Origin of the sequence: Duganella rhizosphaerae, from assembly GCF_040364205.1 — a bacterium.
In the GTDB taxonomy this organism is placed as follows: domain Bacteria; phylum Pseudomonadota; class Gammaproteobacteria; order Burkholderiales; family Burkholderiaceae_D; genus Rugamonas; species Rugamonas rhizosphaerae.
On the sequence record NZ_BPWK01000005.1, the window covers coordinates 172,513 to 197,812 of the forward strand.

Consider the following 25,300-nt stretch of genomic DNA (forward strand, 5'->3'; position numbering starts at 1 on the left):
ATGTCCGAAAACCGTCACGCCAAGCTTGGCATCCATCACACCCCGGAGGATGGCGCGCACCACCATCCGCATCGCGGGCCTATCCTCAGGCGCGCCAAGCTGGCCGGCCTGGTCGCCGTCGTCTTGCTGCTGGCGGGCGGCGCCGCCACGCTGGTGCAGCGCGCGGTGCATGCGAACGCGCTGGCGGCGGCCACCACCGAATTGAACCAGCAGTATGTGCTCGTCACCAGCGCCAAGGCGGCGCCGGGGGGCGAGCCGCTGTCGCTACCCGGCACGCTGCAAGGCATCATCGAATCCCCCATCTACGCGCGCAGCAGCGGCTATGTGCTGCGTTGGACCAGGGACATCGGCGCGCGCGTGAACAAGGGCGACGTGCTGGCGGAGATCGATACGCCGGAAGTGGACCAGCAGCTGTCGCAAGCCGTGGCGGCGCGCCAGCAGGCGGCGGCCAGCCTGGAACTGGCGAAAAGCTCGGCCGAGCGCTGGGAAGCCTTGCGCAAGAAGGACGCCGTCACGCAGCAGGAGCTCAATGAGCGCAGCAGCGCCTACACACAGGCGCAGGCCAACCTGGCGGCGGCCGACGCCAATGTGCGCCGCTTGCAGAAGACCGAAGAGTTCAAGCGCGTCGTCGCGCCGTTTTCCGGCGTGATCACCAGCCGCTCGGTGGACGTCGGCGACTTGATCAACGGCGGCAACGGCGGCGCGGACCGGGCGCTGTTCCGGCTGGCGCAGGTGGATCCGCTGCGTGTGTACGTGTATGTACCGCAGACCTACGCCCAGCGCATCAAGATCGGCGACCATGTCACGGTGACGCAGGCCGAGCTGACGGGCCAGAAGTTCAGCGGAACCGTGGTGCGCACGGCGGGCGCCATCGACGCGGCCACGCGCACCATGCAGATCGAGATCAACCTGCCGAACAAGGACAACGCGCTGCTGGCCGGCTCCTATGTGCAGGTGGCCTTGCCGCTCAGCGGCAGTTCCAATGCGCTGCTGGTGCCGTCCAACGTGCTGTTGTTCCGGCCGGAAGGGCCGCGGGTGGCGGTGGTGGGCGGCGACGGCAAGGTCAAGCTGCAAGCCATCACGCTGGGGCACGACCTGGGTAACAAGATGGAGGTGCTGAGCGGACTGACAACGGCCGAGCGGCTGGTGGTCAATCCGGCGGATTCGCTGGCGGATGGCGATGTGGTGTCGGTCAAGCAGGCCAAGGCCGATGCCGGCGCCGGCGCGGCCGGGAAAGCGTCGCAATGAGCATGCGCCGCCCACCCGCAGCGTACGGCATGATGGCCGCCGCGCTGCTATTGGCCGGCTGCGCCGGCGCGCCGGTCTACGAAAAACCGGCCATCGATCTGCCTGCGATGTGGCAATCATCCACCCCGTTCCGCGCCGGCGCACCGGACGACGCCGGATTGAAGGGCAACTGGTGGGAAGTGTTCGGCGATGCGCAGCTGAACCAGCTGGCGCAACAGACGCTGACGCACAACCAAAGCCTGGCCGGCGCCGCCGCGCGGCTGGAGCAGGCGCGGTCCCAAGTGACTGTCAGCTCGGCCGGACTGTTCCCGCAGGCCGGCCTGCAAGCCGGCGCGGCGCGGCAGAAGACGTCGGCCAACCGTCCGCTGGCCGCGTACAACAGCACCAATCAATCGGTGGTGCAGGATAATTACCAGCTGGGCTTTGCGGCCAGCTACGAGGCCGATTTGTTCGGCCGCGTGCGCAGCGGCGTGCAAAGCGCGCGCGCCGCCGCCGGGCAGGCCGCAGCCGACTTCGAGAACGTGCGCCTGGTGCTGTGCTCCGAACTGGCCGCCGACTATTTCAACCTGCGCGAGCTGGATGCCGAAATCGACGTGCTCAAGCAAGGCATCGTGTTGCAGCAGAAGGCCTACGATTTCATCGAAGCCCGGCATGAACTGGGCGCGGCCACCGGCCTCGATCTGGCGCAACAACAGTCGCTGCTGGACGCCAGCAAGACGCAGCTGGAACTGCTGCTCAGCCAGCGCGCGCAATACGAACACGCCATCGCCACGCTGACCGGCACCCCGGCGCCCTCCTTCAAGCTGCCGCCCGCCGTGGTGGCGCTGACGCCGCCGTCGCTGCCGGTCGGCCTGCCCTCGGATGTGCTGCAACGGCGGCCGGACGTGGCCGCCGCCGAGCGCGCGGTGGCCGCCGCCAACGCCAACATCGGCGTCGCCCGCGCCGCCTGGTTCCCGTCGGTGATGCTGCAATCGAGCGGCGGCTGGGACAGCAGCCAGATGAGCAAGCTGCTGCAAGCGCCGAGCCTGGTGTGGTCGCTCGGCGCGGCCGTCACGCAAAGCCTGTTCGACGCCGGCAAGAGCGACGCCACCGTGGCCATCGCCCAGGCCGGCTACACCGGCGTAGTCGCCACCTACCGGCAGAGCGTGCTGGTGGCGATGCAGGAGGTGGAGGACGGCATGTCCGGCCTGGCCGCGCTGGGCCGCGCCCATGCGCTGTCCGATGCCAGCGTGCGCAGCTCGCAGCGGGTGCTGGAGCTGGCCAACGACCGCTACGCCGGCGGCGTCGAAACCTATTTCGACGTCATCACCGCCCAGCAGACGCTGCTTGCCAACCAGCGCCTGGCCGTGCAGATACGCGGCAAGCAGATGGTCGGCTCGGTCTACCTGGTCAAGGCGCTGGGCGGCGGCTGGAAGGCGCCGCCGCCCTGAAGCGCCGCTACCAGCCCAGGTCCCGCAGCAGCGGGAAGCTCAGGTCGCGCGGAGGTGCGACATCATGCGTCAGGTCGCCGTTGATGGCCGGCTCCATCAGCTGATTCGGGAACGCGCTGGTGTCATAGTGCGATACCGACGATCCCGGCTGGTTGGGATTGGGCGCGTACATCAGCACGCGGCCGGCCGCATCGGCGCCGGCGCGCAGCGCCAGGTTCACGCCGAGGTTGGCAAAGACGCCGGAGTGCTTGCGCGAGCGCGTCGCCAGCGCCGCCTTGAGCCGCTTGCCATCGTCCAGCGTGATGCGCACGGCCGGGATCACGATGCTCGGGTCGGTGCCGCCCAGGCCGGGCGGCGGCGCGCCGGCCACGTTGTCGACGATGACGACGCCGATGGCGCCGGCGTCCTGCGCATTCTTGACCTTGATCACGAATGTGCAGCTGCCGCGATCGATCAGCGCGATCTTGCCGCCGACCGCCAGCGCATTGATCGGCGATAAGGGATCGCAGGCCAGGCCGCGGTCCGGCGCGGTGTCGACCACCGGCATCACCTCTCCCGTCACGCCGGGGTTGGCCAGCGGCGGCCCGAAGCTGGCGGTGCCGACCTGGACGACGCCGGCGACGCCGGCCGGCGCCAGCACCGTCAGCGCCGGCGCGCCCTGTTGCAGCACCGTCTGCGCGGCCTGGTTGACGATGAGGCCATTCCACACCAGCTTGCCGGACTTGAGGGCCGACGCCGCGCGCTCGGCGTCGCTCATGTCCTTCCACAGCTTGCCGGTGCTGGTGTCGAGCAGGAAGTAGTCCCAGATGCTGGGGACGCCGTCCAGTTGTTCGCCGGTGCCGTCATCGGTATAGGTCTGGAAGCCGAGGCCGTGGCCGAACTCGTGTTCCAGCACCGTCACCAGATCGATTTGAGCGCCATGATTGCTGTCCAGGCCAAGATAGAACGGCGAGCCGGTCAGGCAGCCCGGCTGCCCCAGGTTGACGTTGAAGCGGGCGCGGATGTCCGCCGTCGCTGGGTCGACGTCGGCGCCGACCAGCTTGTTCGTTTCCGCCTTGCTGAACCAGGCGTTGGCGCGCGGCGCGCCGGGGAAATCCCGGAACACTTCGAGCGCCCCGGCGGAACCGAGCACCGCGCCGCCGCCGTCGCACGGCAGCGCCTCCCAGGTCGCCAGGATGCGGATCGGCACCGTGCTGGTCAGCGTGGCGCCCCAGGTGTTGGCCGCCGCCTGGAAAGCGTTGAGCCGTTGCGCGCCCAGCGTGGTGCCGGTGTTGCCGCCGACCGGCGACGCCGGCGCGGGGTCGTTGAAGCCGACGCCGGCGGGGTCGCCGTTGACGATGGTGATGGTTGCGGCGGACCAGCTTGCCGACGAGACCAGCAGCGTCATCGCTGCGATGAAGGTAGGCAGGACGCGCTTCATTTTTGTTCTCCTTGGGCGGCCGACTCTTTGCGCGTGGTCGCATATTGGATGGTGGCCTCGTCGAGCACCCGGCCGACGCCTCCGCGCGGCAGGTAAATCGGCTTGGCCGCTGCGGCGCGTGATTTCGCGGCGATGCGGCCGGTGCGTATAGCCGCGTCCAGTGCGGCGGCCTGCTCCGGGGTCGGACTCGTCAGCTGGCCGGTCACGGGGTCTTTGTAGGCTTTGAACCCGGCATCCTGGGCCGCAGCTTGCGGCTGCACGGGCTGGGCAACGACGGTCACGTGCGGGAAGGTCATCAGGCCGTTGTCCGGTGGGGTCTGGGCCGCCGCCAGGCTAGCCACGGACAGGCTGGACAACGCCAGCCACCGCTGCGGCCGGCGCAGGCGCAGCACGCCGCTCATCGCGCAGAAACCGAGCAGCGTCAGCGCGATCGTGCCCGGTTCGGGTATCGCGGTCGGGCTCGCGTTGACGACCACCGTATCGATGCCGACAAAGTCACCATTGAGGCTGGTGTCGTTCACCACGTAACGGAAGGCGAATCGTCCGCTGGCCGGCGCGGTCAAGCCGCCGACGCTCAAGGAATGTCCGACCCAGCCCGTGTCCGCGGCGGAACTGAACGCACCGAGCAGAGCAAAGTCGCCGGTGGACGTTGGACTGGCGCCGACGTTGGCGCTGGCGCCGGCCGTGCTGAGATAGACTTCCACGGTATCCAGAACGCCCTCGCCCAACAGCCGCAAGGCGAAGTTGAGCGACTCGCCGTTGGACAAGGCCAGCTCCGGCGTCAGCAGCCAGTTGCTGAGCGCGCCGCCGAAGGCCGCGTTATTGAGATTGGCCGCGATGTAGGAATCGGCCGGACCGGCGGCTGCGGGAAATATCGCAGGCTGTCCCTGGAACCACGATGTGCTGCCGGGCGGCGAGCTGTTGTTCACCAGCACCCAGCCATTGGCGGGCAGCGTCGCGATGTTGTTGAAGCTTTCGCTCAACAACGGCGCGGCGGAGGTGGAGGCGGTAAAACCAGCGGCGACTGCGAACAGCCCCGCCCAGCGTTTAATCAAGTCCATGTCTATCCCCATGATGAGAAGGTGGAATCGGATAACCTCGTTCGTACGGCTCAACTTGCCTTGATTAGATCGATCCCGTACTCGGCAGTTCCCGCGACATGAAAAAAAAATCCGGCGCGAGGCCGGATAGTTTGGGGAAATCTTTCCGCTCAGATGGTCAGCTGACGGTGGTGGCGATCACCATCCCCGCCTTCAATGTCAACGTCACCGGCGTCTTCTCGGCGATTTCGGCCATGCGGTTTTTTTGTTCGGCGTCCAGCGTGCCGGTGAGGGTCAACGTGCGCTTGACCATCATGGCGCCGTCGTCGCCGTGGCTCAGGTGCAGGCCGACATCGACCGCGTCCAGCGGCCACTGCTTGCGGTCCGAATACATGCGCAGCGTGATGGCGGTGCATGCGCCCAGGCCCGCCAGCACGAAATCGTAGGGCGCCGGGCCGGTGTCGCGGCCGCCGTTGCGCTCCGGTTCATCGCCGACCAGCGTATGGCCGCTGACCTCGATGGTGGTTTGATAGCTGTCCTTGCCGATATGTGCGGTGCCGCGTGCCATGTGATCCTCCTGTGTGAAGGCCGCTATTTTAGCCCGCGCCTCCGCCCATAAGTAAAGTATTGTAAATAGCAATCATTCTTACTTTGGTTCAAATGTAAAATATCAACCTTTCAACGACGAACTCGCGGCGCCGATGCATCGGCCCGACTCACCATGCACAAGATATTCCTGACCGCCTGCCTCGCCGCGCCGCTGACCGCCCTCGCCCAAACCTCGCCCGCCCCTGAAAAACCGGACGCCAAGCCGACCACCGCGGCCAAGCCCAAGGAAGCGGCGCCGGTGGTGCCGTCGGTCACGGTGGCCGGCGAGCGGCCGACCAACCGCATCGACCGCCAGGTGTACGACGTCAAGTCCGACATCAGCAGCAGCAACGGCACCGCCGCCGACGCGCTGAACAATGTGCCGTCGGTGGCGGTCGATCCGGACGGCACCGTCACGCTGCGCGGCAGCAGCAATGTGCAGATCCTGGTTGACGGCAAGCCGTCCGCCATGCTGCAGGGCGATAACCGCGGCCCGACGCTGCAGGCGATGAACGCCGACGATATCGAGTCCGTCGAAGTGATCAACAATCCCGGCGCGCAGTTCGGCAACGAGGCCGGCGGCGGCCCCATCCTCAATCTGGTGATGCGCCGCAACCGCAAGCCGGGCGGCTTTGCCAACGTCAACGCCAACGCCGGTTACGCCGGCCGCTACAACAGCGCCGCGTCGGGCAGCTACAACGAGGGACCGTGGGGCTTCCAGGGCGGCGTCAACGTGCGCCACGACGGCCGCAACTCCACCGCCGTGGTCAGCCGCGACCGCCTCGATCCGGTCACCGGCGCCTTCGTCCACAGCAGCCAGAGCTCGTCCGGCGCCGGCCTGAACGACATGGGCGGCGTGAACGGCACCGTCAGCTACAACCTGGACCAGAACGACACGCTGACCGCGAGCGCCAACTACATGGGCCGCGGCAACGACCAACGCGGCATCGACCACTACGTCAACGGCGCCACCGCCGGCTTCCCCGCCACCGACTACGTGCGCACCACCGCGCGCGAGGGCGACGCCAAGAACTTCAGCTGGGGCGGACGCTACGACCACAAGGGCCAGCTGCCGAACGAGACGCTGAAGATCGACCTGCGCGTCTCGGCCTCCGAGAACGACAGCAACAGCGCCTACGCCAACGACTACGCCATCGGCAACCTGCCGGACAGCCGCGCCCACCAGCGCAACGACAACAGCAGCCACATCGTCGACTTCACCGGCGACTACGAGCGGCCGTTGGCCGGCGGCAGCCTCAAGGCGGGCTACAAGGTCGCCACCAACAAGAACAACTTCGACACGCTGTACACCGACATCGATCCGCTGAGCTCGGTGGCCGTGGTCAACCCGGCGCGCAGCAACCGCTTCGACCTGGAGGAAACCGTGGTCGCGCTGTACGGCTCCTACCAGTTGAAGCTGAACGACAGTTGGGGCGTGCTGGGCGGCCTGCGCACCGAGTACACCGGCTTGGATGTCCACCAGATCACCAGCGGCGTCGAGGCCAGGAAGCACTACACCAACCTGATCCCGAGCTTGTTCGCCACCTACAAGGCGAGCGAGACGGCCAACATGCGCTTCGCCTACGCGCGCCGCATCCGCCGCCCGAACGCCAACGACCTCAATCCCTACGTGGTGTACCGCGACGAGTTCAACGTCTCGTCCGGCAATCCGATGCTCAAGCCGACCAAGACCGACTCCTTCGAAGTGGGCTACGAAACCAAGGTCGGCGCGCTGGAAACCAATCTGCGCGGCTACTACCGCAAGGATACCGATGCCATCGTCGACTATCGCACCTTCATCGCCAACAACGTGCTGCTGACCACGCGCCAGAACGGCGAAGGCAGTCATGCGAGCGGCTTGGAATTCACCGTCAGCGGCAAGCTGACGCCGTCGCTGACGCTGAACTCCAGCGGCAACCTGGCGCGCAGCCAGCAGACCACGCAGGACGACAGCGGCGCGCTGGTCACCCGCAGCGCCAACTCGCTGAGCGGCCGCGTGCGCCTGAACTACGCGGTTAGCGCGGCGACGCAAGTGCAGATGGCCTTGCAGATGCAGGGCAAGACGCTGTCCGGCCAAGGCTACCGCTCGCCCAACAACACCTTCAACCTGAGCGTGCGCCAGGCCGTGACACCGCGTCTGAGCCTGGTGGGCACGGTCACCGACCTGTTCAGCACCAACAAGATGGAGACCGTCATCAACAGCGCGACATTGCGCGAGACCAGCACCCGCCGCTTCGACGGCCGGGTGTTTTACCTGGGGCTGTCCTACCGCCTGGGCGGCGCCGCCACGGCGGCCGACTCGCACAACGAGCCGCGCTTCGGCCCGCCGCCAGGCGTAGGCCCAGGCGGCCCCGGCCGCGGCGGCCCGTCGGAAGGCTAATTTACAACGGGGTCAGATCTGACATTCGGACACGAACTCTGCCGTAACCATCATTACGGCAGAGCTCGTGTCCGAATGTCAGATCTGACCCCGGGTTGTTTTACTTCATCACCGCCACTTTTTCGCGCCTGGCGTTGCGGAAGGTGTAGATCGTCAGCACGCCGTCCTTGACGTCGCCGCGCGCATCGAAGGTGATGTTGCCGGTCACGCCCTTGTGGGTGATCCCGGCCAGCGCCGGCAGATACTTGGCCGGCTCCGGCGAACCAGCCTTCTGCATCGCCTCGACCATCGTCATCAGCGCGTCGTAGGCGTAAGGCGCGTAGGTCTCGACGTCGATGCCGAATTTCTTCTTGTAGGCCACGCGGAAATTGGCCATGCCCTTTTCCTGCGACGGCTCGACCCCGCCCGCCTCGGCACAGATCACCTGGCCGTCGCTCATGGCGTCGCCCGCCAGGCGCGGCACCGAATCCGAACACATGCCGTCGCCACCCATGAACTTGATCGGGATCGCCAACGCCTTCATCTGGCGCAGCATCGGCCCGGCTACGGCGTCCATGCCGCCGAAGAACACCATATCCGGCTTGGTCGCCTTGATGGCGGTCAGGATGGCGCTGAAGTCGGTGGACTTGTCGGTGGTGAACTGGGTCGACACCACGGTCGTCCCCGACGCGCCGCCGGCGCGCTTGACGTTCTTGACGAATTCATCGACCAGGCCCTTGCCGTAGGCGGTGCGGTCGTCGATCACGGCGATGCGCCTGGCCTTGACGTTCTGCATCGCATAGCGCGCCAGCGCGGCGCCCAGCTGCTCGTCGTTGGCGATGTTGCGGAACGCGGTCTCGTAACGCTGGCGCGTGTACTGCGGATTGGTGGCCGACGGCGAGATCTGCGGAATGCCGGCGTCGTGGTAAATGCGCGATGCCGGTATCGTCGTGCCCGAGGTCTCGTGGCCGATCACGCCGTTGACCCTGGCGTCCACCAGCTTCTGCGCGGCGGTGGTGCCCTGCTTGGGATCGGCGGCGTCGTCTTCCGCCTGCAACACGATCTTGTACTTTTTCCCGCCGATGACCACGCCCTTGGCGTTGAGCTCGTCGACCGCCATGCGGGCGCCGTTTTCATTGTCCTTGCCCAGATGGGCGATCGGCCCCGAAGTCGCCGCCACATGGCCGATCGTGACGATCGCTTCCGCCTGCGCGGCGCCGCTGGCAACGAAGGCCAGCGCAAGCGCCTGGCCACATGTTTTTGTTGTTAATCGCATAAGATTATTGAGGCGTCCTCATTGGTTAAGTGAACAAGGATACCACCAGGCAAATATGTATGCAGTCGTGCGTACTGACTTCCCTATCTGAAGTAAAATAACAAATCGAAACATTTGCCATAGAGACACTTTGCATGGAAACATCACAACGCATCGCCCGCTCCACGCCGCTGGCGACCACCGCAATGCACGGACGGGTCGACGCCATGAAGGCGCGCGGCGAGGACGTGATTGATTTTTCCATCGCCATCTCGCATTTCCAGGCGCCGGAAAGCGTGCTGCAAGCGGTGCGCGACGGCTTGCAGCAACCCTCCCTGGCCTACACCGCGGTCGGCGGCGACGCCGGCATCCGCGCCCGCCTGGCCGCCAAGGTCACCAGCGAAAACGGCATCGCCGCCGGCGCCAGCGAAATCATCGTCACCAACGGCGCCAAGCAGGCCTTGTATCAGGCGCTGTACGTGATGGCCGATCCGGGCGACGCCGTCATCATCTTCAAGCCGCACTGGCCGGCCTACGTCACCACCTGCAGGCTGTTGGGACTGGAGCCGGTGCTGGTCGACCTGCCGGCCAGCGTCAGCGCCGAATTCCTCGACAGCCTGCCGCCGGCCAAAATCCTGATCATCAACAATCCGCACAACCCCACCGGCGGCGTGCTGCGGGCCGACGAAGTCGAACGCATCGCCGGCTGGCTCAAACGCACCGGCACCCGCGCCATCGTCGACGAGAGCTACGAAAAGCTGATCTTCGACGGCGTCCATACCAGCCTGGCAGCGCGGCCGGACTGGCAGCAGATCGGCATCGTCACCCTGTATTCCGCCTCGCAAAGCTACGCGATGATGGGCTGGCGCGCCGGCTTCGCGGTGGCGCCGCCCCACATCGTCACCGCCATGGAGACGCTGCAAGGCCCGATCACCGCCGCCGCGCCCATGCTGATCCAGCTGGCGCTGGCCTCCGCCTTCGAATCGGGCGAGCCGACGGCGATGCTGGACGAATACCGCCTGCGCCGCGACCTGGTGCTGGACATGGTGCACGGCCTGCCCTGGATGCGCATGCACTGCCCGGCATCCGGCCCCTATCTGTGGGGCGACGTCTCGGCGCTGACCATGGACACCAGACAGTTCGCCGAACAGCTGCTGAACCAGCACTCGGTGGCGCTGATGCCGGGCGACGCCTTGGGTGCGCCGGGCTTTATCCGCATCGGTTATATTTCGGACGACATCGCCACGCTGCGGCGCGGCGTGCAAGCGATTATCCGCTATGGCAACGCACGTTACAGGGCCCGTTAAGCACCCAGCATGGCCTTTCTTCTCTTTCAACTCAATAGCTTGCGCAGCCGCCTGATCCTGCTGGTGGCGCTGGCGATCGCGCCCATCGCGGTGATGACGCTGGTCAGCGGCGTGCGCGAACGCCAGCACGCGGTGCAGGTGGCGGAAGAGAACCTGCAACGCCTGACCAACCTGGCCGCCGCCAACGAAGCGCAGTCGATCGAGGGCGCGCGCCAGATCCTGCGCGACCTGGCCAGCATTCCCGACCTGACCGGCGACCAGCAGCATTGCAGCCGCCTGCTGGCCAATATCCAGCAGCAGAACCCCGACTACGCCAACCTTGGCCTGATCCAGCTGAACGGCGATGTCACCTGCAGCGCCATCCCCTCGTCGACGCCGGTCAACCTGTCGGACCGCTCGCACTTCCGCCGCGCCGTGCACCTGCGCCGCTTCGTGGCCGGCGGCTACGTGTTCGGCCGCGTGATCCAGAAGCACACCGTCAACCTCACCTACCCGCTGTTGGGCGAAGGCGACAAGGTCAAGGCCGTGGTGTTCGCCGCACTGGACCTGACCAAGCTCGATCGCTTCGTGGCCGACATCAAGCTGCCGCCAGGATCGCTGCTGCTCACCTCCGACTCGGAAGGCAGGATCATTTCGCGCAAGCCCAATCCGGACCAGTGGTTCGGCCAGATGGTATGGCCAGAAATGCGGGCCGCCATGGCCGGAGAGCCGGGCAAGCCGGTGCTGCTGACCGGACCGGATGGCATCGAACGGCTGCACCGCTTCGCCCGCGTCGGCAACAACGGCTTGTCCGACTACACCGTCACCATCGGCATTCCGGCCGACGACATCATCGCCGCCGCCCGCCACGACCAGTTGCTCGACATGTCGGCGCTGGCCGTCACGGTGGCGCTGGCGCTGCTGGCGGCCTGGTTTGTCGGCGACGTGCTGGTGCTGCGCCGGGTCAAGCGCCTGGCCACCACCGCCAACAGCATCGCCTCCGGCACGCTGGGCGCGCGCAGCGGCATCGTCTACGGCAACGAGGAAATCAGCGAACTGGCGCGGGCGCTGGACGCGATGGCCGAGGCCTTGCAGCAGAAGGAACTGCAGCACCTGAAGGCGGAAAGCCAGCTGCGCCTGGCCGACCAGCGCAAGGATGAATTCCTGGCGATGCTGGCGCACGAACTGCGCAATCCGCTGGCGCCGATCAGCGCCGGCGCGCAGCTGCTGCAAAGCGGCCACGCCACCGCCGCGGCGGTCGAGCGCACGGCCAGCATCATCGTCCGCCAGGTGCACCACATGACGCGCCTGGTCGACGACCTGCTCGACGTTTCGCGGGTGACCCGCGGGCTGGTGACGGTGACGCGCGTGCCGCTCAACGTGGCCGACGTGGTGGCCGACGCCGTCGAACAGGCGGAGCCGCTGTTCAAGAACAAGCATCAGCATTTCGAACTGTCGCTGCCCGAGGTGCCGCAGCAGGTCGACGGCGACCACAAACGGCTGGTGCAGGTGCTGGTCAATGTGCTCAACAACGCCGCCAAATACACCCCGGTCGACGGCACGATCAAGTTGTCGGTGCATGGCGGGGACGGCGTGGTGCGGCTGGTGGTCAGCGATTCCGGCATCGGCATGGCGGCGGAACTGCGCGCCCGCGTGTTCGAGTTGTTCGCCCAGGCCGACCGCAATCCGGACCGTTCGCAAGGCGGGCTGGGACTGGGCCTGGCGCTGGTCAAATCGCTGGTGGAACTGCATGGCGGCAGCGTCGCCGCCGACAGTCCGGGCGAGCAGCAAGGCAGCACCTTCACCATCTCGCTGCCTGGCGGTCCTGGCCAGCACGTACCGGCGGCGCCGGGACGGTTCGCCGCCGGCGCCGCCAGGCTGCGCGTGCTGGTGGTGGACGACAATGTCGACGCCGCACAAACGCTGCAACTGCTGCTCGACGCATCCGGCCACGAAGTGCTGGTCGCCCATACCGCGCTGGAGGCGCTGGAGATCGCCCAGCGCATGTCGCCGGAACTATGCCTGCTCGATATCGGCCTGCCCGACATCAGCGGCAACGAGCTGGCGCGCGGCCTGCGCGAGCTGCCGCAAACCGCCCACGCCACGCTGGTGGCGGTGACCGGCTACGGTCGCCGCGAAGACCGCGACCTGGCCAGCGAGGCGGGTTTCGACCACTATTTCGTCAAGCCGGTCGATGTCGAAGCGCTGTTGGCGTTGATCGCCAAACTGTCCGCCGCTACAGTCCACTAGTCCCACGACCTGGCGATACGTTCCAGCTCTCCGCTTTTTTCCAGCGTCTGCAAGGCCGCGCGCAGGCGTTCAACCACCGCCGGATCGACCTGTTTGCCGACCACGAAATGCAACGGGCTGACGGCCATTACGGTCGGCAGGATCTTGAATTTGGCGGCCATGCCTGAGCGGTCCAGCACCGCCTGCAAACCCGGCGTCCGATGGAAGAAGAAGCGGCCGCGGTGGGCCAGCAGCTTTTGCAAGTTGAGCTTCGGGTCGGCGGCGCCGGCGTCGATCTGCGCCACGCCGGCCGACTCCAGCACCGTCACGCCGGCGAAGCCGCGGTTGGCCAGCACCACATTGTCCGGGGCCAGCTTGCGCAGGTCGTCCCAATTGGCGATCAGCGCCGCGTCGTCGCTGCGGGCGATCAGGTAGTACCGGATCGAGAACAGCGGCGGTCCGACAAACACGTATTTCTTGTCCCGTTCCGGCGAATGCGAGAGCCCGCAGGAAGCATCCTGCACGCCGCGGTCCATGGCGGAGTAAATGCGCGGCAAGGGCTGCCAGACCTGGTCGCCGGTGAATTTCAGGCCGGGATCGAGCTTTTCGACAGCCCGCATGATGTCGATGCAGATGCCGACCACGCGCGCGCCGGTGGCGTCGGCGCTCTGGAATTTGGGCTCGGTGCCCTGCTGCGCCGCAGTACGGATTTCGGTCGCGGCGATACTGGCCCCGGCCGTCGCCAGCAAGGACAGCATCGCACTCAGTACCACAACCCTGGTCGGCACACGTAGCATCGCCCCATTGTAGCGCGAGCTTGCGGCGTCGTCACCAATTGCCGGCGACGCGGGGGTCTCACTCAGAACTGGATGGTTTTCAGCCGCCTGGTTTTGCCGTAGTGTTCATCGAAGCCGTACACCTCGATACGCACCTTGCCGCTGGCGTGTACCTTGACCAGCGCCCAGGCGTAAGCCCGGTCCTGCGGATTGCGGCTGTCCCCGGCCTTGGCGCTGAACGGCGAGCCGCCGGAGCCCACCATCACCTGCCACGCCTTGCCGCCGTCGGCGCGCGCCGGCTGCCGCGCGTTGAAGATGTGCTGATGGCCGCAGAAATAGGCGCCGCCGTATTCTTCCATCACCTGCCAGAAGGCCTTGGCGTTGTCCGGATAGATGTCCATGCCGTCCGCTTCCACGCCGTGCTTGAAGTAGTAGGTGTAGGCCGGCTTGTGGCCGAACACGAAGAAGCGCCTGGCGCCGCGCGCCCTGGCCTGGCGGAAGTCCTGCGCCAGCCAGTGTGCCGGGCCGTGGCCGTCGTTGCCCACCGGGTCGGTGTCGATGACGGCGAAGTGGCTGCCGCCGGTGTCGAAGGAGAACGTCAATTGCGACTGGCTGGTCCGGTTGCCATCCGGCCCGCCCACCGGCGGCGCGTTGCCGGCGTCGAAGGCGCTGGCCTCGATGCCGGTGACGGCCTTCCAGCGGGCGGTGTCCAGTATCAGGTCGCCCATGCTCTCGCGCCACAGCTCCTCGTTTTCAAGACGGGCGATCTTGGTGGTCTTGCCGGCGGCGTCCTTCTCCTTGAACTGCATTTCATGGTTGCCGGTCACCGGCACCACGTAGGTGCCGCTTTCCATCAGGCCCGCCGTCATGCCGCGCCAGTAGGCATACTGGCGGGCGATCGCGCTCTTGTCGGCGGTGTAGCCCATGATCATGTCGCCGTTGAAGAACAAGGCCTTCGGCCTGGCGGCCTGGATCTCGCGCAGGATGCGCGACAAGGCGCGGGTGTTTTGCAGGTAGACCTTGTCCTGCGCCGTTTCGGCACTGGTCGGATCGGCTCGCGAGTCGCCCACGGTGGCGAACGACATCACCACCGGGTCGGACGCAGCCAGCGCGACGCCCTGCCCTGACACCAGCGCCGCGCAACACAGCAGGGTCGATATGCGCATGCGAGCCGCCTTAGAAATCGGCATTGAGCGACACCGTCCAGCTACGCTCTGGCACAAAGGTGTACTGGTCGAACGCCGCGCCCTTGCTGTTCGCGCTGATCGACGTCGCGTCCTGTTTGTTGAAGACGTTGTTGACGCCGACCTGCACCTTGAGCATCTTGACCACGCCGCCCATGCGCCAGCGATAGCCGGCCGTGAAGTCGGTCACCGTGTAGGCGCCGATCTGGTAGGCGGCCGGTTCGCCGTCCTTGGCGTACTGGCTGCCGTTGGTCTTGGCGATCAGCGAGCCATACAGGCCATGGTCCTTGTACAGCAAGCCCAGTGCGGCGGTCGATTTCGGCACCTTGGCGATTTGCAGGCCTGTGTCCTTGGCCTCGGCCTTGTTGACCGAACCGTTGGCGTGCAGCGAGAAGCCGCTGCCGACATAATACGTCGCCGCGCCTTCGATGCCCTTGTAGATCACGCCGCCCTGGTTGTAGTACACCAGGTCATTGCCGGCGCCGGTGGAGGCGATCTTGTTGTTGAAATCGATATAGTAGATGTCCGCATCGAAGGTCAGGTTGCCCGACTGGTGCACGGTGCCCAGCTGGTAGTTGGTGGAGGTCTGCGGCTTGGGCGTGCTCAGGTTCGGGTTATTCACGTAGAACATCGACAGGTCCGGCACCAGGAAGCCGCGCGCCACCTGGGCGTAGGCCGACCATTCCCTGTTGACGGCGTAGTTCGCGGTCAGGAACGGCAAGGTGGTGTTGTAGGTCTGGTCGGCCCTGGTCGGAATGCGCGTGCCCTGGTTGACCACCGCATCCAGCGAGCGCTTGAAGTTGACGTACTTGAGGCCCGGCGTCACGGTCCATTGCGGCGCCACCGCCCATTCGAATTCGACGAAGGGCTGATACTGCTTCCACGACGAGTTCTGGTTGTAGGAGACGTCCTTCGGCGCTGTCGCTTCCTTCGGGTTCGGCACGTTCAACGTCCAGTCCAGATCGAAGGTGTGGCGTTCTGTGTCCGAGTTCTCCAGCCACACGCCCGCGCGCAGCAGGCCCGCTTGCAGCTGCCTGGTCAGCTTGAAGATGTCGCCGTTGACGCGGTAGGAATTGAGCTTGTTGTAGCCGGGGACGTTCTTGTTGCCGGCCGCGCCGGACTTGGTGCCGTTGGCGGTGGCGCCGCTGGCGTCCTGGCCGGAGAAGGTGTTGTTGTCGTAGGCGTAGGTGTAGAGCGTGTTGTCGATCGCCCAGCCGCCGTCCAGCTGCGATTGCAGGCGGATGTATTCGAAGTCGGTGCGCTTGTCGTTGTAGTTGTAGCCGTAGTAGTTCTGGCTGGCCTTGTCGTTGTTGAGCGAGTAGTTTTTACCGTACAGCGCGACCTGGGCCAGCGTGACGCCGGCCTTGTCCGGCACGAAGCTGTGGATCTTGTTATAGGTCGAGAACACGGTCAGCATGGTGTCCTTGCCCAGCGATTTCTGGAACTTGAACTGGTAGTTGTCTTCCTTGACGCCGCTGTAGGTCTGGTAGCCGTCGCTGGTCAGGCGCGAGGCGTTGAACATCATGCGCGCATCCCCGAACTGCTCCAGCTGGCCGGAGTCGATCTCCGCGCCGAGGATCTTGGTGTTCCAGGAACCGTAGGTGGCGTAAGGCGAAAAGCGGAATTCGGTGGCCAGCTCCTTCGAGAACAGGTTGATCGAACCGCCGAAGGTGGCTTGTCCCAGGTTGCTGGCGTTGCCCGGTCCGCGCTCGATCACCATGCCGCCGATGATACGGGCCGGGAAGTAGGAGGTCGAGTGGTGGGTGGGATTGTTGGTGTCGCCGAAGGGAATGCCGTCGTAGGTGATGTTGTACTCGCCGTCCTGGAAGCCGCGCAGCGTGACCTTCGATTCGCCCAGCCCCGGGCCGTTGGAGGACAGGCCGGAGCCCACGCTCGGTGCGATGCGCGCGACGGCGTTGAAGTCCGCCAGCGGCGTGACCGCCTGCTCGATGAAGGTCGCGGTGATGACGGACTGCGGCTGCGTCGCCTTCAACGAGGCCTGCACCGGCGCGCGGTTGGCGGCGTTGGAGCCGGTGATCACCACGCGGCTTTTGATCGCTTCCGAATCCAGCGCGGTATTCGATACCGGCACATCCTCGATGGCCGGCGCCACGGTTTGCCCGTGCACGCTGCCGGACATCAGGGCCAACGCGGCCAGAACGTGGGCCGACATCGTCGACAAGATCAAGTGCTGCTTCGGATTCTTCATATCTCTTTCCAGTTTGCGGGGGTGTGAAAACCGGAAAGTCTAAGAACCAATTATGACAACATCATGAATCGCATTGATACGCCGCCGCCCGTACAAAGGCCAAATAGCGCACGGCGGCGATTCTAGCAGAGCACAAATTAACGCAGAATTAAACCCTGCGCATGAATAAAATTAATAATCATTGTTTATCCCGGAGGAAAAATAAACCACAAACGCCTCGCCGGATTGGCATAAAACCAACCCTTCATGGATAATGCGAATTGTTGTCATTCCCATTTACTAACAAACGCATGCTTAAACACTATTCCCGCGCCGCCCTCCTTCCGGCCGCGCTGCTGCTGGCCAGCCTGGCCGCGTGCAGCGGCGGCGGTGGCTCCACCACGCCGACGCCGACGCCCACGCCGACGCCGCCCGCCGTTGAAGCAGGCCTGAGCCCGGCCGCCCAACTGGGCGAACTGATTTTCAAGGACCAGTCGCTGTCGGCCTCCGGCAAGCAGTCGTGCGCCACCTGCCACAGCCCGGACAACGCCCACGGCCCGACCAACCAGCTGTCGGCCCAGCTGGGCGGCGCCAACGGCGATGTGCAGGGCTTCCGCGCAGCGCCGTCGCTGCGCTACCTGAACCAGAACCCGGCCTTCTTCTTCGCCAAGGACGGCACGCCAACCGGCGGCATCGACCGCGACGGCCGCGCGCAAAGCCTGGCGGAACAGGCCGAGCGCCCCTTCCTGGCGCAGCACGAAATGGCCAATGCCAGCAAGCAGGACGTGATCGACAAACTGAAGAAAGCCCCGTACGTCGAACAGTTCCGCGCGCAATTCGGCGCCGCGATCCTGGACAACGCCGAACAGGCCTTCAGCCGCATGACCTTCGCGCTGCAAAAATATCAGTTGGAGGACGAGAGCTTCCACCCCTTCGATTCCAAGTACGACCAGTTCCTGGCCGGTAAAGTGAAGCTGTCCGACCAGGAACTGCGCGGCCTTGCGCTGTTCAACGATCCGTCCAAAGGCAATTGCATCGGCTGCCACACCAGCGCGCGCGGGGCCGACGGCGCACCGCCGCTGTTCACCGACTTCACCTTCGACAATCTCGGCGTGCCGCGCAACAGCAAGCTGGCGGCGACCGCCGATCCGGCCTACTTCGACCTTGGCCTGTGCGGCCCTGACCGCACCGACCTGGCCGCGCGCACCGACTTGTGCGGCGCCTTCAAAGTGCCGACCTTGCGCAACGTCGCCACGCGCCGGGCCTTCTTCCACAACGGCGCCTTCGACAACCTGAAGGACGTCGTGGCCTTCTACGTGCGGCGCGACACCAACCCGGAAGAGTGGTACCCCACCGGCGCCGACGGCGTGGTGCAGAAGTTTAACGACCTGCCGCCGCAGTACCGCAAGAACGTCAACACCACCGAAGTGCCCTACAACCGCCAGCCCGGCATGGCGCCATCGCTGTCGCCGGGCGAGATCGACGATGTCGTCAAATTCCTCGGCACGCTGACCGACGGCTACAAGACCAACCCTTAATCGCAGAGACCTGAATATGAACAAGCACCTGATCGCCACCGCCCTCGCCGCCGCCTTCCTCGGCGCGCCTTTCGCCGCCACCGCGGGCGAGGCGGAACTCTTGGCCCGCATCGACAAGATGGCCGCCGAACTGGAACAGCTGAAGGCCGAACTGAAAGCCAGCGTTAAGAAGACCGAAGCCGTGGAACAACGCCAGCAGGCGCTGGCTTCGGCGCCGCCACCGGCCGCCGCGCGCGTTACCGCGCCGGTGTCGCTGGCCGCGGTTGAAGTACCGTCGGCGCCGGCCACCATCTTCGGCGCCTACGGCGAAATCAACTACAACCGTCCAAGCAAGAACGCCAGCGCCGCGCAGGCCGACGTGCGCCGCGCCGTGATCGGCATCGAGCACCGCTTCGACCCGAAGACCAAGATGGTCGCCGAATTCGAATGGGAGCACGCCGTCGTCTCGGCCGACGACAAGGGCGAGAGCGAGGTCGAACAGCTGTATGTCGAACGCGAATTCGGCAACGGCATGCGCAGCAAGGTCGGCCTGTACCTGATTCCCATGGGCCTGCTGAACACCAACCACGAGCCGACCGCCTACTACGGCGTCGAGCGCAACTTCGTCGAGACGGCGATCATCCCGTCGACCTGGCGCGAAGTGGGCGTGAGCCTGTCCGGCGACACCGCCTACGGCCTGACCTGGGACACCGGCGTCACCACCGGCTTCGACCTGGGCAAATGGGACGCCGCCGGCAGCGACGGCCGCGAATCGCCGCTGGGCTCCATCCACCAGGAAGGCCAGCAGGCCAAGTCGCGCGACCTGAGCGTGCACGCGGCGTTGAACTGGCGCGGCGTGCCGGGCCTGCTGGTGGGCGGCTCCGTCTTCACCGGCAAGGCCGGCCACAAGGCCGACGGCTTCACCGCCAACGACGCCCGCATCACCATGGTCGACCTGCACACCCGCTACACGCCGGGCCGCTGGGACTTGTCGGCGTTGTACGCGCGCGGCCAGATCAGCAACACCGAAGCGCTCAACGAGACGCTGGTCGGCAATCCGACGCCGGTGCCGAAGAGCTTTGCCGGCTGGTATACCCAGGCCGCCTACCGCCTGCTGCAGGTGGGCGACTACACGCTCAGTCCTTTCGCCCGCTACGAGCAGTTCAACACCGCCAAGAGCTACGCCGCCGTGCCGCAGGGCCTGGGCGTGGCCGCGTCGCCGGACGAGAAAGTCAGCACCGTCGGCGCCAACCTGAAGGTGGGCGAAGGCGTGGTGCTGAAGGCCGACTATCAGTGGTTCAAGGAGGACAAATCGCGCGACCGCCTGAACCTGGGCATGGGCTTCTCGTACTGATATGCGCTACCAACACTGGATACCACTGGCGGCATGCGCCGCCGGCGCGCCGGCCTTCGCCGCGCAATACCTGAACGCGGAACAGGCGCAGAAGCTGATGTTCCCGGAAGCGACCGCGTTCCGCGAGCAGGACGTGGCGCTGTCGCTGCCGCAGATGCAGCAGGTGGAAAAGCTGGCGGGGCTGCCGGCGCGCTCGGTCAACTGGCGCGTGGTGGGCGCCTACAGCGGCGACAAGCTGCTGGGCTACATGGTGCTCGACGACGTGATCGGCAAGTTCGAGCTGATCTCGTATGCGGTCGGCCTCAATCCCGACGCCACCGTGCGCCAGGTCGAGATCCTGACCTACCGCGAAAGCCACGGCGGCGAAATCCGCCTGCCGGCCTGGCGCCGCCAGTTCACCGGCAAGTCGGCGCAAACGGGCGGCCTGGCGGTGGGCGACGGCATCGCCAACATCAGCGGCGCCACCCTCTCCTGCACCCACCTGACCGACGGCGTGCGGCGCATCGCCGCCGTCGCCCAGGTGGCGCTGAAAAAATGATGCGGCGCGCCCAGCCCTGGCTGGGCACCCTGGTCGACATCACGGCGGACGGCGATCCGCAGGCGGCGGCGCAGGCGATCACGCGGGCGTTCGCCGAGGTCGCGCTGGTGCATCGGCTGATGAGTTTTCACGACGCCGCCAGCGACATCTCGCGCCTGAACCGCGCCGCGCCGGACGACGTGCTGGAGCTGCATCCGCACACCTGGCGGGTGCTGCAACTGGCGGCGCGGATGGCCGGACTGTCGCAGGGCCTGTTCAACATCGCCTGCGCGCCGCGGCTGGTGGACTGGCTCTGCCTGCCGCGCCCGAACGATGGCGGGATCCCCGCGTATCAGCCATCGCTGGCCGTCTACCGCTGCGAGCCGGAACCGCTGGTGCGCAAGCTGGCGCACGGCTGGGTGGATGTGGGCGGCATCGCCAAGGGCTACGCGGTCGATCTGGCGGTGGAAGCCCTGCGGCACGCCGGCGCCGCCGGCGGCTGCGTCAACGCGGGCGGCGATCTGCGCTGCTTCGGCGGCCGCGATTGGCCGGTCGCCGTGCGCGATCCGCTGGCGCCGGGGCGCGCCGCCGCGCAAGTGCTGCTGCGGGATGAGGCGCTGGCCACATCGGCCGCCTACTTCTCGGCGCGCCAGCATGACGGCCGCCGGGTCAGCGCGCTGGTCGACGGCCGTAGCGGCGAGCCGCTGGTGGGCTCCATCAGCGTATCGGTGCGCGCCCGGCGCTGCGCCGTGGCCGACGCGCTGACCAAGGTGGTGCTGGCCAGCGGCGATGCGCAACACCCTGCGCTGGCCGCATCGCAGGCCTCAGCGTTTATAATCTGAGCGATGCATACACACCGTCACCGTCCCCACGTCAACCTGCGCGTCGAGCGCTGGCACCGCCGCTGCATCTACGCCAGCTTTGCCGCCCTGCTGCTCAGCGGCGCCGCCTGGCTGCTGGCGCGCTATTTCTTCCGCCCCGTCGGGCAATTCGGCGAAACCATCAACCCGCTCGAACCGTGGTCGATGAAGCTGCACGGCGCCGCCGCGATGGTGATGCTGTTCTTCCTCGGCAGCCTGATGAACGCGCATATCCGCCGCGCGATCAAGGCCGCCCGCAACCTGCGCACCGGCTGGAGCATGATCGCCGCCATGCTGGCGCTGACCGCCAGCGGCTTCGGCCTGTACTACCTGGCGGGCGAGAGCGACCGGCCCGTGTGGTCGTCGGTGCATTGGGTGGTGGGCCTTGCCACCGCCCTGCTGTTCGTGCTGCACGTGCTGCTCGGCCGCCGCGCCGTGCAGCACCCGTAGGGGCGGCGCTAGCCTGCCTTGGCCGCTTCGGCGAGATCGAGGCCGCTCACTTGCAGTGCGATGGCGAGCGCGGTGTCGGCCGTGGCCAGGTGGGCGTGGAACCACGGCAGCACCAGGCCGACAGCCGCCCGGCCGCTCTTGATTTCCCCCGCTTCCAGCTGATGCAAAGTGGCCAGCACGCGGGCGTGCTGCTCGCGATGGCTGCGCAGCGCCGGGTAGTCGATCGCCTCCATCAGCGCTTCCTCGTGGCGGAAATCATCCTCCAGGCATTCGATCAGTTGCGCCAGGCCGGCGCTGAAGTCCTCGTCCTTGCAGTGCGACAGCAGTTTGATCTGTTCCGCCAGCGCCTCGTGCGCTTCGTCGAACAGCGGTATGCCCAGCGCCATGTCCGGGGTCCAACCGGTATTGTCCATAGTATCCTCGTGGTCGATCGGGCCGGCGCACGATGCGCCGCCAACAAAGACTATGGGCGCGCGCAGCGACTAAATCCATGATCCAGATCAAATTAAACCCAGCGGCGGCTGGCGGGCGGCCAGCCATTGCTGCAACTGCTCGGCCGGCACTGCCTGGCTGAACAAAAAACCCTGGTAGCGATGACAGCCCAGCTGCTCCAGCAGGCCGCGCTGCTCGAAGCTTTCCACGCCTTCCGCAATCACGTCCAGGCCCAGGCTGCGCGACATGGCGATGATGGTCGTTACGATGGCCTGGTCGTTGCTGTTGCTGGCCAGCTCGTTGACGAAGGAACGGTCGATCTTCAGCTGGCTCAGCGGCAAGCGCCGCAGATATTGCAGCGAGGAGTAGCCGGTGCCGAAGTCGTCCAGCGAGAAGTGCACACCGATCTTGCGCAGCCGCTCCATCGTGACGATGATCTGCTCGATATTCTCCAGCAGCAGGCCCTCGGTCAGCTCCAGCTTCAGGCGCGACGGGTCGACGCCGTGGCGCCGAATCAGCGCTTGCACCTGCTCGAAAAAATCCCGTTGATGGATCTGCGCCGCGCTGACATTCACCGCCATCACCAGCTGCGCCATGTGCGGCTGGTCTTGCCATTGCCGCAGCTGGGCGCAAGCCGTATCCATCACCCACTGGCCGATCGGCAGGATCAGGCTGGCTTCTTCCGCCACCGGAATGAAGCGGGCCGGCGACATGAGGCTACCGTCCGCCTGGGGCCAGCGTATCAGCGCTTCCGCGCCGACCACCTGTCCCTGCTCGTCGACCTGGGGTTGGTAGTACAGTGCGAAGCGCTGCTCAGCGATCGCCCGCCGCAACGCCTCCTCCAGCCGGGCCCGGGTGCTGATCTTGTCCTGCATTTTCTGGTCGAAGAAACGCATGCCGTTGCGGCCCGCCTGCTTGGCCTGGTACATGGCGATGTCGGCCTGCATCAGCAATTCCTCCGGATGGGCCGGCCAGCCGCCCTGGAACAAGGTCGCGCCCATGCTCGGCGTGCTGTGGCACAGATGGCTGCCCAGCAGGTACGGACGATTCAGCCCGGCCAGGATCTTCGAGCCGAGTTGCTCGGCCTGGGCCGCCGCCGCCGGCTCGTTGCAGCCCAGCCCCTCCAGCAGCACGACGAATTCATCGCCGCCCAGGCGGGCCACGGTGTCGCCTTGCCGCAGGCATTCCTGCAAGCGCTCGGCCACCTGTTGCAGCAGCAGGTCGCCGACGCTGTGGCCGAGCGTATCGTTGAGCGTCTTGAAGTTGTCGAGGTCGATGAACATCAGCGCGCCGTACCGGTCGTGCAGCTTGCTGGCGTCGAGCACCTGGCGCAAGCGCTCCAGCAGCAGGCGGCGGTTGGGCAGGCCGGTCAGCGGATCGTAGAACGCCAGGCTGCGGATCTCGTCGCTGGCGGCCTTGCTCTGGGTGACGTCGGTCAGCGCCGCGACGTAGTTGCAGATGCGGCCACTGCCGTCGCGCACCGAGGTGATGCTCAGGTATTCGGGATAGACCTCGCCGTTCTTGCGGCGGTTCCAGATTTCGCCGGACCAGCTGCCGTGTTCGCCGATTTCGGCCCACATCGCCCGGTAGAATTCGGCGTCGTGGCGGCCGGAGCTGAGCATGCGCGGTGTGCGCCCCACCGCCTCGTCCATCGGATAGCCGGTGATGCGGGTGAAGGCCTGGTTGACCTTGAGGATGATCCCGCGGCTGTCGGTGACCATCATGCCCTCGTTCGATTCGAAGGCGGTGGCGGCCACGCGCAGGTCGGCCTCGGCCTGATAACGCTCGGTGATGTCCTCGTGCGCCACCACCGCGCCCGGCCAGCCATAGGCCATAGGCGACACCGCCATGCGGAACCAGCGCTGTTCGGTCGGCGTATGGCAGGGGTATTCCATCTGGAATTGATCGCGCTCACCGGCCAGCACGGCGCTGATGCCGACCTCGGCTTCGGCCGCGCCTTCGGCCCCGAGGCCGACGGCCTCGCGGCACAGCGTCAGGTAGTTGCGGCCGATGTCGGTGGCCAGGGTCGGCCGTCCCGGCCGGCTCCGCGTGGCGGCGACCTGGCGCCACGCGCCGTTGACGGCCAGGATGGTGCCGTCCGCGCCCAGCACGGCGATCTGCTCGCGCACGGCGTCCAGCACGGCGCAGGCAAAGCTGTGGCAAACCCCGGCGGCCGCGGCGCGCTGCGGTGGCGCCGGGCCTTGCTGGACGTTAGTCGCGGGGCAGGAAAAGTCGCACGACGCGCCGCCGGCGGACGGTGAATACAGCAGTGGCTGGTGGTGGGTCATGGCAATGCCTCGCAGAGAGCTGATTTCTACAAGAATACTGATTCAAATCAATAAAAGATTTGACTGAGATCAAGTTTCTGGCATCGAGGAAAGGCTCACGGCACCGGCAGCCAACGACCAGGAGCAACCCACACCAAAGCCGTCATATTGATCGGAATAGCGCAAAATTTGACTGGATTGGTCACTCACGGACGTGCATAGCCCTCTATAATTTCGTCACTTCCTTCAACTTTTATAGAAGATCTCCCAGCCATGAAACTGACCAGCACCAGTTTTTCCAACCACCAGCCCATCCCTGGCGAGTTCGCCTTTGCCGTCATCGCCCCGGACACCCACATCACCCTGTCCACCAATCGCAACCCGCAACTGGCGTGGGACGAGGTGCCGGCCGGCACCCTGTCGTTCGTGCTGATCTGCCACGATCCCGACGTGCCGAGCCGCGGCGACGACGTCAACCAGGAAGGCCGTGAAGTCCCGGCCAGCCTGCCGCGCGTCGACTTCTTCCACTGGCTGCTGCTCGACATCCCGGGCGCCACGCGCGCCATCGCCGCCGGCAGCCACAGCGACGGCGTCACGCCGCGCGGCAAGTCCGGGCCCGAGGCGGCGGACGGCATGAAGCACGGCATCAACGACTACAGCAACTGGTTCGCCGGCGACGCCCAGATGAGCGGCAACTACTACGGCTACGACGGTCCTTGCCCACCGTGGAACGATAGCCTGCTGCACCATTACGTCTTCACGCTGTATGCGCTCGACATCCCGGCGCTGCCGCAAGACCTGCCGCTGGACGGTGCGGCCATCCGCGGCGCGATCGCCGGCCATGTGCTGGGCGAAGCCACCCTCACCGGCACCTACACGCTCAATCCCAAGCTGCTCTGA

Annotated in this window: 20 protein-coding genes; 11 read left to right on the forward strand and 9 right to left on the reverse strand. The window is 66.2% G+C overall.

The window, feature by feature from the left end; genetic code table 11:
- Together RUGAMON1_RS13110 and RUGAMON1_RS13115 are read left to right on the forward strand one after the other, a co-directional pair.
- On the forward strand, positions 1-1,248 hold the full coding sequence (locus RUGAMON1_RS13110; RefSeq protein WP_445230920.1) for an efflux RND transporter periplasmic adaptor subunit: 1,248 nt from the start codon (positions 1-3) through the stop codon (positions 1,246-1,248).
- A 2-nt stretch (positions 1,249-1,250) separates the two neighbouring features.
- Positions 1,251-2,678 carry an efflux transporter outer membrane subunit gene (locus tag RUGAMON1_RS13115; protein ID WP_445231122.1) on the forward strand — a complete coding sequence of 476 codons (1,428 nt, stop codon included), beginning with the start codon at positions 1,251-1,253 and terminating at the stop codon, positions 2,676-2,678.
- A 7-nt stretch (positions 2,679-2,685) separates the two neighbouring features.
- Here RUGAMON1_RS13115 and RUGAMON1_RS13120 read toward each other — a convergent pair whose 3' ends face one another.
- The 3 genes from RUGAMON1_RS13120 to RUGAMON1_RS13130 all read right to left on the reverse strand — a co-directional run bounded on the left by RUGAMON1_RS13120 (position 2,686) and on the right by RUGAMON1_RS13130 (position 5,706).
- The gene (locus RUGAMON1_RS13120) at positions 2,686-4,098 is read right to left on the reverse strand and encodes a PA domain-containing protein (RefSeq protein ID WP_445230921.1); all 1,413 of its coding nucleotides are present in this window, start codon (positions 4,096-4,098) and stop codon (positions 2,686-2,688) included.
- Positions 4,095-5,159, reverse strand: a complete 1,065-nt coding sequence (locus RUGAMON1_RS13125) for a choice-of-anchor J domain-containing protein (RefSeq protein WP_445230922.1) — start codon at positions 5,157-5,159, stop codon at positions 4,095-4,097. Before RUGAMON1_RS13125 ends, RUGAMON1_RS13120 begins: the two co-directional genes overlap by 4 nt.
- 157 nt (positions 5,160-5,316) lie before the next feature.
- Positions 5,317-5,706 carry an OsmC family protein gene (locus RUGAMON1_RS13130; protein ID WP_445230923.1) on the reverse strand — a complete coding sequence of 130 codons (390 nt, stop codon included), beginning with the start codon at positions 5,704-5,706 and terminating at the stop codon, positions 5,317-5,319.
- Positions 5,707-5,859: 153 nt separating this feature from the next.
- Here RUGAMON1_RS13130 and RUGAMON1_RS13135 point away from each other — a divergent pair, with 153 nt between their 5' ends.
- Complete coding sequence (locus RUGAMON1_RS13135; protein WP_445230924.1) at positions 5,860-8,106, forward strand: TonB-dependent receptor domain-containing protein; 2,247 nt, start codon at positions 5,860-5,862, stop codon at positions 8,104-8,106.
- 100 nt (positions 8,107-8,206) lie between these two features.
- Here the strand turns inward: RUGAMON1_RS13135 and RUGAMON1_RS13140 are convergent, their stop codons facing one another.
- Entirely contained in the window at positions 8,207-9,361 is a 1,155-nt protein-coding gene (locus tag RUGAMON1_RS13140) for a branched-chain amino acid ABC transporter substrate-binding protein (protein ID WP_445230925.1), read from the reverse strand.
- 134 nt (positions 9,362-9,495) lie between these two features.
- On the opposite strand from RUGAMON1_RS13140, the gene RUGAMON1_RS13145 reads away from it, so the two are divergent.
- Positions 9,496-10,647 carry a pyridoxal phosphate-dependent aminotransferase gene (locus RUGAMON1_RS13145; RefSeq protein ID WP_445230926.1) on the forward strand — a complete coding sequence of 384 codons (1,152 nt, stop codon included), beginning with the start codon at positions 9,496-9,498 and terminating at the stop codon, positions 10,645-10,647.
- Between the two features lie 9 nt (positions 10,648-10,656).
- Positions 10,657-12,876 (forward strand): ATP-binding protein, encoded by a 2,220-nt coding sequence (locus RUGAMON1_RS13150; RefSeq protein ID WP_445230927.1) that lies wholly within the window; start codon positions 10,657-10,659, stop codon positions 12,874-12,876.
- Here RUGAMON1_RS13150 and RUGAMON1_RS13155 read toward each other — a convergent pair.
- The 3 genes from RUGAMON1_RS13155 to RUGAMON1_RS13165 form a co-directional block, all read right to left on the reverse strand.
- Positions 12,873-13,613 (reverse strand): substrate-binding periplasmic protein, encoded by a 741-nt coding sequence (locus tag RUGAMON1_RS13155; RefSeq protein WP_445230928.1) that lies wholly within the window; start codon positions 13,611-13,613, stop codon positions 12,873-12,875. The two genes, RUGAMON1_RS13150 and RUGAMON1_RS13155, sit on opposite strands and share 4 nt — an antisense overlap.
- 101 nt (positions 13,614-13,714) lie before the next feature.
- Positions 13,715-14,797: a metallophosphoesterase family protein gene (locus RUGAMON1_RS13160; protein WP_445230929.1), complete on the reverse strand. Its 1,083-nt coding sequence runs from the start codon at positions 14,795-14,797 to the stop codon at positions 13,715-13,717.
- Between the two features lie 10 nt (positions 14,798-14,807).
- The gene (locus tag RUGAMON1_RS13165) at positions 14,808-17,024 is read right to left on the reverse strand and encodes a TonB-dependent receptor (protein WP_445230930.1); all 2,217 of its coding nucleotides are present in this window, start codon (positions 17,022-17,024) and stop codon (positions 14,808-14,810) included.
- Positions 17,025-17,314: 290 nt separating this feature from the next.
- Here RUGAMON1_RS13165 and RUGAMON1_RS13170 point away from each other — a divergent pair, with 290 nt between their 5' ends.
- From RUGAMON1_RS13170 to RUGAMON1_RS13190, 5 genes are read left to right on the forward strand one after another with little or no spacing between them, the layout of a single operon-like run.
- Positions 17,315-18,541: a cytochrome-c peroxidase gene (locus tag RUGAMON1_RS13170; protein ID WP_445230931.1), complete on the forward strand. Its 1,227-nt coding sequence runs from the start codon at positions 17,315-17,317 to the stop codon at positions 18,539-18,541.
- A gap of 16 nt (positions 18,542-18,557) precedes the next feature.
- On the forward strand, positions 18,558-19,874 hold the full coding sequence (locus RUGAMON1_RS13175) for a putative porin (protein ID WP_445230932.1): 1,317 nt from the start codon (positions 18,558-18,560) through the stop codon (positions 19,872-19,874).
- 1 nt (position 19,875) lies between these two features.
- Positions 19,876-20,412 carry an FMN-binding protein gene (locus tag RUGAMON1_RS13180; RefSeq protein ID WP_445230933.1) on the forward strand — a complete coding sequence of 179 codons (537 nt, stop codon included), beginning with the start codon at positions 19,876-19,878 and terminating at the stop codon, positions 20,410-20,412.
- Positions 20,409-21,233, forward strand: coding sequence for an FAD:protein FMN transferase (locus tag RUGAMON1_RS13185; protein WP_445230934.1), 825 nt, complete (start codon positions 20,409-20,411; stop codon positions 21,231-21,233). The genes RUGAMON1_RS13180 and RUGAMON1_RS13185 overlap by 4 nt, the downstream gene beginning before the upstream one ends.
- Positions 21,234-21,236: 3 nt before the next feature.
- The gene (locus tag RUGAMON1_RS13190; RefSeq protein WP_445230935.1) at positions 21,237-21,701 is read left to right on the forward strand and encodes a DUF4405 domain-containing protein; all 465 of its coding nucleotides are present in this window, start codon (positions 21,237-21,239) and stop codon (positions 21,699-21,701) included.
- An 8-nt stretch (positions 21,702-21,709) separates the two neighbouring features.
- On the opposite strand, the gene RUGAMON1_RS13195 is transcribed toward RUGAMON1_RS13190, so the two are convergent.
- Positions 21,710-22,114: a bacteriohemerythrin gene (locus RUGAMON1_RS13195; protein WP_445230936.1), complete on the reverse strand. Its 405-nt coding sequence runs from the start codon at positions 22,112-22,114 to the stop codon at positions 21,710-21,712.
- An 87-nt stretch (positions 22,115-22,201) separates the two neighbouring features.
- On the reverse strand, positions 22,202-24,421 hold the full coding sequence (locus tag RUGAMON1_RS13200) for a putative bifunctional diguanylate cyclase/phosphodiesterase (protein WP_445230937.1): 2,220 nt from the start codon (positions 24,419-24,421) through the stop codon (positions 22,202-22,204).
- Between the two features lie 252 nt (positions 24,422-24,673).
- Here RUGAMON1_RS13200 and RUGAMON1_RS13205 point away from each other — a divergent pair, with 252 nt between their 5' ends.
- The gene (locus RUGAMON1_RS13205; RefSeq protein WP_445230938.1) at positions 24,674-25,300 is read left to right on the forward strand and encodes a YbhB/YbcL family Raf kinase inhibitor-like protein; all 627 of its coding nucleotides are present in this window, start codon (positions 24,674-24,676) and stop codon (positions 25,298-25,300) included.

What these genes read in the sequence shown, in the direction of transcription:
- RUGAMON1_RS13110 (WP_445230920.1), top strand. Translation starts at nt 1, where the DNA reads ATGTCCGAAAACCGTCACGCCAAGCTTGGCATCCATCACACCCCGGAG.
- RUGAMON1_RS13115 (WP_445231122.1), top strand. Translation starts at nt 1,251, where the DNA reads ATGCGCCGCCCACCCGCAGCGTACGGCATGATGGCCGCCGCGCTGCTA.
- RUGAMON1_RS13120 (WP_445230921.1), bottom strand. Translation starts at nt 4,098, where the DNA reads ATGAAGCGCGTCCTGCCTACCTTCATCGCAGCGATGACGCTGCTGGTC.
- RUGAMON1_RS13125 (WP_445230922.1), bottom strand. Translation starts at nt 5,159, where the DNA reads ATGGACTTGATTAAACGCTGGGCGGGGCTGTTCGCAGTCGCCGCTGGT.
- RUGAMON1_RS13130 (WP_445230923.1), bottom strand. Translation starts at nt 5,706, where the DNA reads ATGGCACGCGGCACCGCACATATCGGCAAGGACAGCTATCAAACCACC.
- RUGAMON1_RS13135 (WP_445230924.1), top strand. Translation starts at nt 5,860, where the DNA reads ATGCACAAGATATTCCTGACCGCCTGCCTCGCCGCGCCGCTGACCGCC.
- RUGAMON1_RS13140 (WP_445230925.1), bottom strand. Translation starts at nt 9,361, where the DNA reads ATGCGATTAACAACAAAAACATGTGGCCAGGCGCTTGCGCTGGCCTTC.
- RUGAMON1_RS13145 (WP_445230926.1), top strand. Translation starts at nt 9,496, where the DNA reads ATGGAAACATCACAACGCATCGCCCGCTCCACGCCGCTGGCGACCACC.
- RUGAMON1_RS13150 (WP_445230927.1), top strand. Translation starts at nt 10,657, where the DNA reads ATGGCCTTTCTTCTCTTTCAACTCAATAGCTTGCGCAGCCGCCTGATC.
- RUGAMON1_RS13155 (WP_445230928.1), bottom strand. Translation starts at nt 13,613, where the DNA reads ATGCTGTCCTTGCTGGCGACGGCCGGGGCCAGTATCGCCGCGACCGAA.
- RUGAMON1_RS13160 (WP_445230929.1), bottom strand. Translation starts at nt 14,797, where the DNA reads ATGCGCATATCGACCCTGCTGTGTTGCGCGGCGCTGGTGTCAGGGCAG.
- RUGAMON1_RS13165 (WP_445230930.1), bottom strand. Translation starts at nt 17,024, where the DNA reads ATGAAGAATCCGAAGCAGCACTTGATCTTGTCGACGATGTCGGCCCAC.
- RUGAMON1_RS13170 (WP_445230931.1), top strand. Translation starts at nt 17,315, where the DNA reads ATGCTTAAACACTATTCCCGCGCCGCCCTCCTTCCGGCCGCGCTGCTG.
- RUGAMON1_RS13175 (WP_445230932.1), top strand. Translation starts at nt 18,558, where the DNA reads ATGAACAAGCACCTGATCGCCACCGCCCTCGCCGCCGCCTTCCTCGGC.
- RUGAMON1_RS13180 (WP_445230933.1), top strand. Translation starts at nt 19,876, where the DNA reads ATGCGCTACCAACACTGGATACCACTGGCGGCATGCGCCGCCGGCGCG.
- RUGAMON1_RS13185 (WP_445230934.1), top strand. Translation starts at nt 20,409, where the DNA reads ATGATGCGGCGCGCCCAGCCCTGGCTGGGCACCCTGGTCGACATCACG.
- RUGAMON1_RS13190 (WP_445230935.1), top strand. Translation starts at nt 21,237, where the DNA reads ATGCATACACACCGTCACCGTCCCCACGTCAACCTGCGCGTCGAGCGC.
- RUGAMON1_RS13195 (WP_445230936.1), bottom strand. Translation starts at nt 22,114, where the DNA reads ATGGACAATACCGGTTGGACCCCGGACATGGCGCTGGGCATACCGCTG.
- RUGAMON1_RS13200 (WP_445230937.1), bottom strand. Translation starts at nt 24,421, where the DNA reads ATGACCCACCACCAGCCACTGCTGTATTCACCGTCCGCCGGCGGCGCG.
- RUGAMON1_RS13205 (WP_445230938.1), top strand. Translation starts at nt 24,674, where the DNA reads ATGAAACTGACCAGCACCAGTTTTTCCAACCACCAGCCCATCCCTGGC.